Source organism: Mesorhizobium sp. M2A.F.Ca.ET.067.02.1.1 (genome assembly GCF_004023285.1).
In the GTDB taxonomy this organism is placed as follows: Bacteria; Pseudomonadota; Alphaproteobacteria; order Rhizobiales; family Rhizobiaceae; genus Mesorhizobium.
The window spans coordinates 1-5,785 of sequence record NZ_RZSB01000374.1 but is presented as its reverse complement, the minus strand read 5'-3'; the positions used below and the strand labels follow the sequence as shown (position 1 = coordinate 5,785).

7 protein-coding genes and 1 pseudogene are annotated in these 5,785 nt (G+C 64.6%); 3 read left to right on the top strand and 5 right to left on the bottom strand.

The genetic code is table 11. The features are described 5' to 3' along the window. The 3 genes and pseudogenes from EOA28_RS22500 to EOA28_RS22490 form a co-directional block, all read left to right on the top strand. Positions 1-346, top strand: a pseudogene (locus tag EOA28_RS22500) (2-dehydro-3-deoxy-6-phosphogalactonate aldolase); the annotation flags it as partial. Beyond that, complete coding sequence (locus tag EOA28_RS22495; protein ID WP_127252530.1) at positions 343-1,221, top strand: SMP-30/gluconolactonase/LRE family protein; 879 nt, start codon at positions 343-345, stop codon at positions 1,219-1,221. The pseudogene EOA28_RS22500 and the gene EOA28_RS22495, both read left to right, overlap by 4 nt. 105 nt (positions 1,222-1,326) lie before the next feature. Continuing rightward, the gene (locus EOA28_RS22490; RefSeq protein ID WP_127386225.1) at positions 1,327-2,379 is read left to right on the top strand and encodes a D-alanine:D-lactate ligase-like protein; all 1,053 of its coding nucleotides are present in this window, start codon (positions 1,327-1,329) and stop codon (positions 2,377-2,379) included. Here the strand turns inward: EOA28_RS22490 and EOA28_RS22485 are convergent. The 5 genes from EOA28_RS22485 to EOA28_RS22465 all read right to left on the bottom strand — a co-directional run. Next, the gene (locus EOA28_RS22485) at positions 2,376-2,663 is read right to left on the bottom strand and encodes a DUF1330 domain-containing protein (protein ID WP_095769448.1); all 288 of its coding nucleotides are present in this window, start codon (positions 2,661-2,663) and stop codon (positions 2,376-2,378) included. The two genes, EOA28_RS22490 and EOA28_RS22485, sit on opposite strands and share 4 nt — an antisense overlap. A 173-nt stretch (positions 2,664-2,836) precedes the next feature. After that, entirely contained in the window at positions 2,837-3,520 is a 684-nt protein-coding gene (gene pyrF / locus EOA28_RS22480) for an orotidine-5'-phosphate decarboxylase (RefSeq protein ID WP_245463434.1), read from the bottom strand. Positions 3,521-3,543: 23 nt separating this feature from the next. Then, positions 3,544-4,140 (bottom strand): NADPH-dependent FMN reductase, encoded by a 597-nt coding sequence (locus EOA28_RS22475; protein ID WP_127251057.1) that lies wholly within the window; start codon positions 4,138-4,140, stop codon positions 3,544-3,546. Positions 4,141-4,255: 115 nt separating this feature from the next. Further along, positions 4,256-4,861 (bottom strand): phospholipid N-methyltransferase PmtA, encoded by a 606-nt coding sequence (pmtA, locus tag EOA28_RS22470; RefSeq protein WP_128315277.1) that lies wholly within the window; start codon positions 4,859-4,861, stop codon positions 4,256-4,258. Positions 4,862-5,005: 144 nt separating this feature from the next. Continuing rightward, the coding region (locus EOA28_RS22465) for a molecular chaperone DnaJ (protein WP_148670806.1) at positions 5,006-5,785 on the bottom strand (780 nt) is incomplete at its 5' end.

Genomic DNA, 5,785 nt, shown 5'->3' with positions numbered 1-5,785 from the left:
GGTCATGGGCCGCGCCATGCAGCACGGCATGGTGACGATGCCTGGCGTGTTCACGCCCACGGAAGCCTTCCAGGCGATCCGGCTCGGCGCCTCGGCGCTGAAATTCTTCCCGGCGAGCGTACTTGGAGCGAGCGGCATCGCGGCGATCCGCGCCGTGCTGCCGGCAGCGACGCTGATCGGCGCGGTCGGCGGCGTCTCCGACAAGGATTTTGCCGGCTACAAGGCGGTCGGCGTCAGCGTCTTCGGTCTTGGATCCAGTCTCTACAAGCCGGGCGCGACGGTTGAGGACGTGGCGCGGCGCGCCAGCGCCGCGGTCGCCGCCTGGGATGAAGCTTTCGGAGGATGACAATGGACGGCGTTTCGGTTTTTTCCGACCACATCTGCGAGCTCGGCGAAGGCCCGAGCTACGATCCCGCCACCGACACGCTGTTCTGGTTCGACATCGTCAACGGCAAGCTTCTGGAAAAGCCGCTCGCCGGCGCGCTGAAGGTGCATGACCTCGGCGTCATGGCCAGCGCCATCGCCGTCATCGACGCCGATCGCCAGCTCATCGCCACCGAGATCGGCCTGCAGGTCCGCGACGTGAAAACCGGCAGGCTGACGCTGCACACGCCGATCGAGGCCGACAATCCGGTGACGCGATCCAACGATTCCCGCGTCCATCCCTGCGGCGCGCTGTGGACCGGCACGATGGGCAAGGGCGAGGAGAAGGGCGCGGGCTCGATCTACTGGTTCTTCAAGGGCGAATTGCGCCGGCTGTTTTCCGGCATCACCGTCTCGAACTCGATCTGTTTTTCCCAGGACGGCACGATTGCCTACTACACCGACACAGCGACCGGGCTGCTGATGCGCGTCGCCTGCGATCCGGCGACCGGCCTGCCGGCCGGCGAAGTGAAGGTGTTCGTCGATCATCGCTCCTCGAAAGGCTATATCGACGGTTCGGTCGTCGACCGCGACGGGGTTCTGTGGAACGCCGTCTGGGGCGGCAAGGCGGTGAAGGCCTATGCGCCGGACGGCACGCTGCTGCGCGAGATCGCCATGCCGGTGACGCAGGCTTCCTGCCCCGCCTTTGTCGGCGCGAAAGCCGATCGCCTCGCCGTGACCTCGGCCTGGAGCGGCAAGGACGAAAAACAGCGCGCTCTCGATCCGCAAGCCGGCATGACCTTCCTGCTCGATATCCCGGTCAACGGCCGCTTCGAGCCACGCGTGCTGATCGCATAAGACGGTTGAACAGTATCAGGCAATCGCCTTTAGGCCGGTCGGTTTCCCGCAAGCCGGCCGCTGCGGCCATGCGATGGTAGCGCCTGATTTCGCCCGGAGCATTCGATGCCGCAGCCGACCCTCATCCTCGTCTACGAGCCGGAAAAGGCCTGCCTCGACCGCCTGTCCGCCGACGGATACCCGGCGGATCGTGTCCTGGAAATTTCGTCCTATCTGGCGCAGTCGACCGACCTTGCGCCCGAATTCGACTTGCTCGCCGCCGCCTGCGAGAAGCGCGGTCTCGCTTTCAAGCCTGTCGAGCTCGACGACGCGGCGCCGGTTCTGGCAAAGGCCGATCCCGCAACAACGCTGGTCTGGACGCTGACCGACGGCATTGCCTATTTCCGTGGCGGCGCTTCACCGGCGCTCGCCCGCCTCAATGGCCTGCGCACCATCGGCGCCGACGATTCGCTGTTCGCGCTCTGCCAGGACAAGTTCCGCTGCGGCGCCGTGCTCTGCGCGCTCGGCCTGCCGGTGCCGCAAGCCGGCCTTGCCCGCAACGGCGAATGGCTGGTCGAGCCGCCGGCCTCGCCCAAGGGCTGGTTCGTCAAGCCGAACCGGCTCGGCGCCAAGATCGGCATCTGGCCGGATTCGCGCATTGCCGACCTCGGCCATGCGCTGGACCTTAGCCGGCGCGTCTTTTCCCATTACCGCGACGACGTCGTCGTCCAGCCCTATGTCGCCGGCCGCAATGTGCGCGCGAGCTTCCTTGGGCTGAAGCCCGAAACCGGCGTCGAAGCGCTTGGCATCTTCTTCGTCGATTCCGGCGGCGACTTCCAGACCATGGCCGACTCGATGGCGCTTTATGGCGACACCGGCCAGGCCGCGAAGGATGCGGGCACCTATGTCGAGCCGGAGCTGGAGGCTGTCGGCGCCAGCCAGCCGGCGGCGGATCGAAAAATCCGCGCCATCGCGCAAAAACTGATAAGCGGTCTCGGCCTGAAAGATGTCTTTTCCGTCGACTTTAGGGTCGAGGCCGACGACACCGTCCATCTCATCGAATTCGAGGTCTGCCCCGGCCTGCCTTGCTTCGATTTTCGCGACTATTGCCGCAGGGAATGGGGCATGAGCCTCGCGGATGCGATGGCCGAGACGGCGGCCAATAGGCTCTTTCGCTAAACGCCCTCGACCAGCACGATCTCGCCGTCGGCCACTTTCTGGCGAATGGCGGCGGCGCGCTGGTATTCCGGCGAGTGGTAGCAGTCATGCGCCACGGCCAGCGATTCGAACTCGATGATGACGTTGCGGGCGCGGCCCGGCCCTTCGGCCTTTTCATGCTCGCCGCCGCGCGCCAGGAATTTCGCGCCGAAGCGATCGAAGGCGAGCTTCGCGGCGGCGACATAATCCTTGTATCCCTCGGCGTCGCGCACATCGACGCGAGCGATCCAATATCCCTTGGGCATTGCGTTCCTCCTGTTTGCGCGCACGGAGCGAGGACCGGTTCCGAAAGTCGCTCCGGTGAGGCAGCTGGTGGTTTTTTCGAGAACCGGAGCGGAGCGTACTTAAAGTACGTGAGTACCGGAAGCGCAGAAAACGCCGCCAGATGACCGCCGGAGTAGAGTTTCAGAACCGGTCCTCAGGCCGACTGCATCTCGGCGATTATCGCCTCAGCCGCGGCGCGGCGGTCCGGCGCCTTGACGATCGGCCGGCCGACGACGAGATGGCTGGCGCCGTTGCGGATCGCCTGCGCCGGCGTCACCACGCGTTTCTGGTCGCCATGGTCGCTGCCCGACGGGCGGATGCCCGGCGTCACCACCGCCAGGTCGGGGCCGACGATGCGGCGCACCGCTTCGGCCTCTTCCGCCGAGCAGACGATGCCGCCCATGCCGGCATGCAGCGCCTGTTCGGAGCGCCTGAGCACCAGCGTGTGCGGGTCGTATTCATAGCCGGCGTCGATCATGTCCTGCTCGTCCATCGAGGTCAGCACCGTCACACCAAGCAGGCACAGATCGCTGCCTTTGGCCGCCTCGACAGCCGCTCTCATCGTTTTGGGATAGGCATGCAGCGTCAGCATCGAGACACCCATTTTGACGATGTTCTCCACGCCCTTGGCCACGGTGTTGTCGATGTCGAGCAGCTTCATGTCGAGGAACACTTTGGTGCCGCCGCTGGCGAGCTCCCGCGCGAAGTCCAGTCCGCCGGCGAAGGCCAGCTGGTAGCCGATCTTGTAGAAGGAAACGGCGCCTTCGAGCTCGCGCACCGCTTTCTCGGCCTCGCTCAGCGTCGGCAGGTCGAGCCCGACGATCAAACGGTCCCGCATCGTGTCTGCCTCCGCGAAATTGATCACGCCTCGATCCGGGTCGACAGCATGCGCGAGGTTTCCATCAGTGTACGGCATAGGCGCTCCATCGATTGGTGTAGTCTGGCGTCCCTGAATTGTCCGTCCTCGGCGAAGGCTTCGTCGGCCTCGGAGACCGAGCATTCCGGCGTGATCACCTCCATCTGGCAGCGCACCAGCACCGCGCGCAGATGGTTGATGCAGCGTATGCCGGCGAATTTGCCCTCCGACGACGAGCAGAGCCCGACCGGCTTGCCGGCAAGCGGCCTGAAGGTGCGGCTGCCCTCACGCCGTATCCGGCTCACCCAGTCGATCGCGTTCTTCAGCAATGGCGGGATCGAGCCGTTATATTCGGGCGTCGCGATCAAAAGTCCATCATGCATGGCGATCTGACGCCCGAGCCTGAGCGCGTTCTCGGGGATGCCTTTTTCCTTTTCCAGGTCCTCGTCCATGATCGGCAGCGGATAGTCGCCAAGCGAGATGCGCGTCACTTCCGCGCCCTGCACGGCCAATTCCTTCTGCGCCACATCGGCGGTCCGGCCGCTATAGGCGCCGGTCCGGACCGAGCCGGCGAAGACGAGGATTCGTGGGATCACTGCCATGGGCCTGCTTCGCTAAGGGAGTAGGGGAGTAAGGGAATAGGGCAGTAGGGATAGTGCGGAAACTGAACGTTCATTCCCTATTTCCCTACTGCCTTTCTCCCCTACTCCCTTAACCCTAATGCGCCGCGCGGCGATAGATCCACAGCTGCGTCGGCGGGATGTTGCGGAAGATGAAATCGAAATGCTCGACGGTGTAGTCGCCGCGCCCCGCCGGGATCGGCGACAGCGGGCCGTAGGTCAGCTGCACGATCGGCCGTCCGGCGGGAATGCGGTCGAGCAGGCTTTCGATATAGGCGATGCGCTGGGCGACCGGGAAATTGAGCAGCGGCACGCCGGAGACGACCGAATCGAACACCATGTCGCGCTTCTCGCCGAGCGTGGCATTTAGATTGAAGGCGTCGCCCTCGATCACGTTGACGCCGGGATAGAGCCCGCGCAGATGCCGCACGAAGTCGGTCGAATATTCGACCGCGTAGAGATTTTCCGGCTTCACGCCCAGGGCGAGGATGGCGCGGGTGATGACGCCGGTGCCTGGCCCCACTTCAAGCACGGGCAGGCCAGATCTCGGATTGACGATCGAGGCCATCTTGCGGGCGGTGACGGAACTGGTGGGGACGATCGAGCCGACCGTTTTCGGCTTGTCGATCCAGCCTTTGAAGAACTTCAGCTCGTCGTCGAATTTTTCCGCCAGCGCTTTGCGCAATCCGGGACTACGTGCCATCAGAGCTCTCCTCAATGCTCGCCCCCCGATCCGCTACTTAGCAGGTGGGTGGGACAAGGCAAGGCGTCAAGCTGGCATAAGATGTTGATGACGCTTGGGAAGCGGATCGCCCTCCCAGGCCGTGCGCAATGCGGCGCGTGACGATCAGTTTTCGCCGAACGACTCGAAAAAGTCCTTCATGCGGGCGAAGAAGCCGCTCGACTGAGGCGAATTGTCCTTTGAGGAGAGCTGCTCGAACTCTTCCAGCAATTCGCGCTGGCGGCGCGAAAGATTCTGCGGCGTCTCGACCGCCGTCTGGATGTAGAGGTCGCCGACATTGGGCTGGCGCAGCACCGGCATGCCCTTGCCCTTGAGGCGGAACTGGCGGCCGTTCTGCGTGCCTTCCGGCACTTTCACCTTGGTCTGCGTGCCGTCGAGCGTGGTGACCTCGAAGGAGCCGCCAAGGGCGGCCGTCGTCATCGAGATCGGCACCTTGCAATAAAGGTCGGCGCCGTCGCGCTGGAAGAATTCGTGCGGCTTCACCGCCAGGAAGATGTAAAGGTCGCCGGACGGTCCGCCGCGCAAGCCCGCCTCGCCCTCATTGGCAAGCCGGATGCGGGTGCCGTCCTCGATGCCGGCCGGGATGTTGACCGACAGCGAGCGCTCCTCGGTGACGCGGCCCTGTCCAGCGCATTTCGGGCAAGGGTCCTTGATCGTCTGGCCGCGGCCCTGGCATTGCGGGCAGGTGCGCTCGATCGAGAAGAAGCCTTGCGTGGCGCGCACCTTGCCGTGGCCGTGGCACATCGAGCAGGTCACCGGCTGCGTGCCGGGCTTGGCGCCGCTGCCGGAGCATTCCGAGCAGGAAATGGAAGCCGGCACGTGGATCTGCGCGGTCTTGCCGGAAAAGGCCTCTTCCAGCGTGATTTCCATGTTGTAGCGCAGGTC

Bases quoted from the DNA above. Each gene is read 5' to 3' on its own strand.
- EOA28_RS22495 (WP_127252530.1), top strand. From the start codon at position 343: ATGACAATGGACGGCGTTTCGGTTTTTTCCGACCACATCTGCGAGCTC.
- EOA28_RS22490 (WP_127386225.1), top strand. From the start codon at position 1,327: ATGCCGCAGCCGACCCTCATCCTCGTCTACGAGCCGGAAAAGGCCTGC.
- EOA28_RS22485 (WP_095769448.1), bottom strand. From the start codon at position 2,663: ATGCCCAAGGGATATTGGATCGCTCGCGTCGATGTGCGCGACGCCGAG.
- pyrF (WP_245463434.1), bottom strand. From the start codon at position 3,520: ATGCGGGACCGTTTGATCGTCGGGCTCGACCTGCCGACGCTGAGCGAG.
- EOA28_RS22475 (WP_127251057.1), bottom strand. From the start codon at position 4,140: ATGGCAGTGATCCCACGAATCCTCGTCTTCGCCGGCTCGGTCCGGACC.
- pmtA (WP_128315277.1), bottom strand. From the start codon at position 4,861: ATGGCACGTAGTCCCGGATTGCGCAAAGCGCTGGCGGAAAAATTCGAC.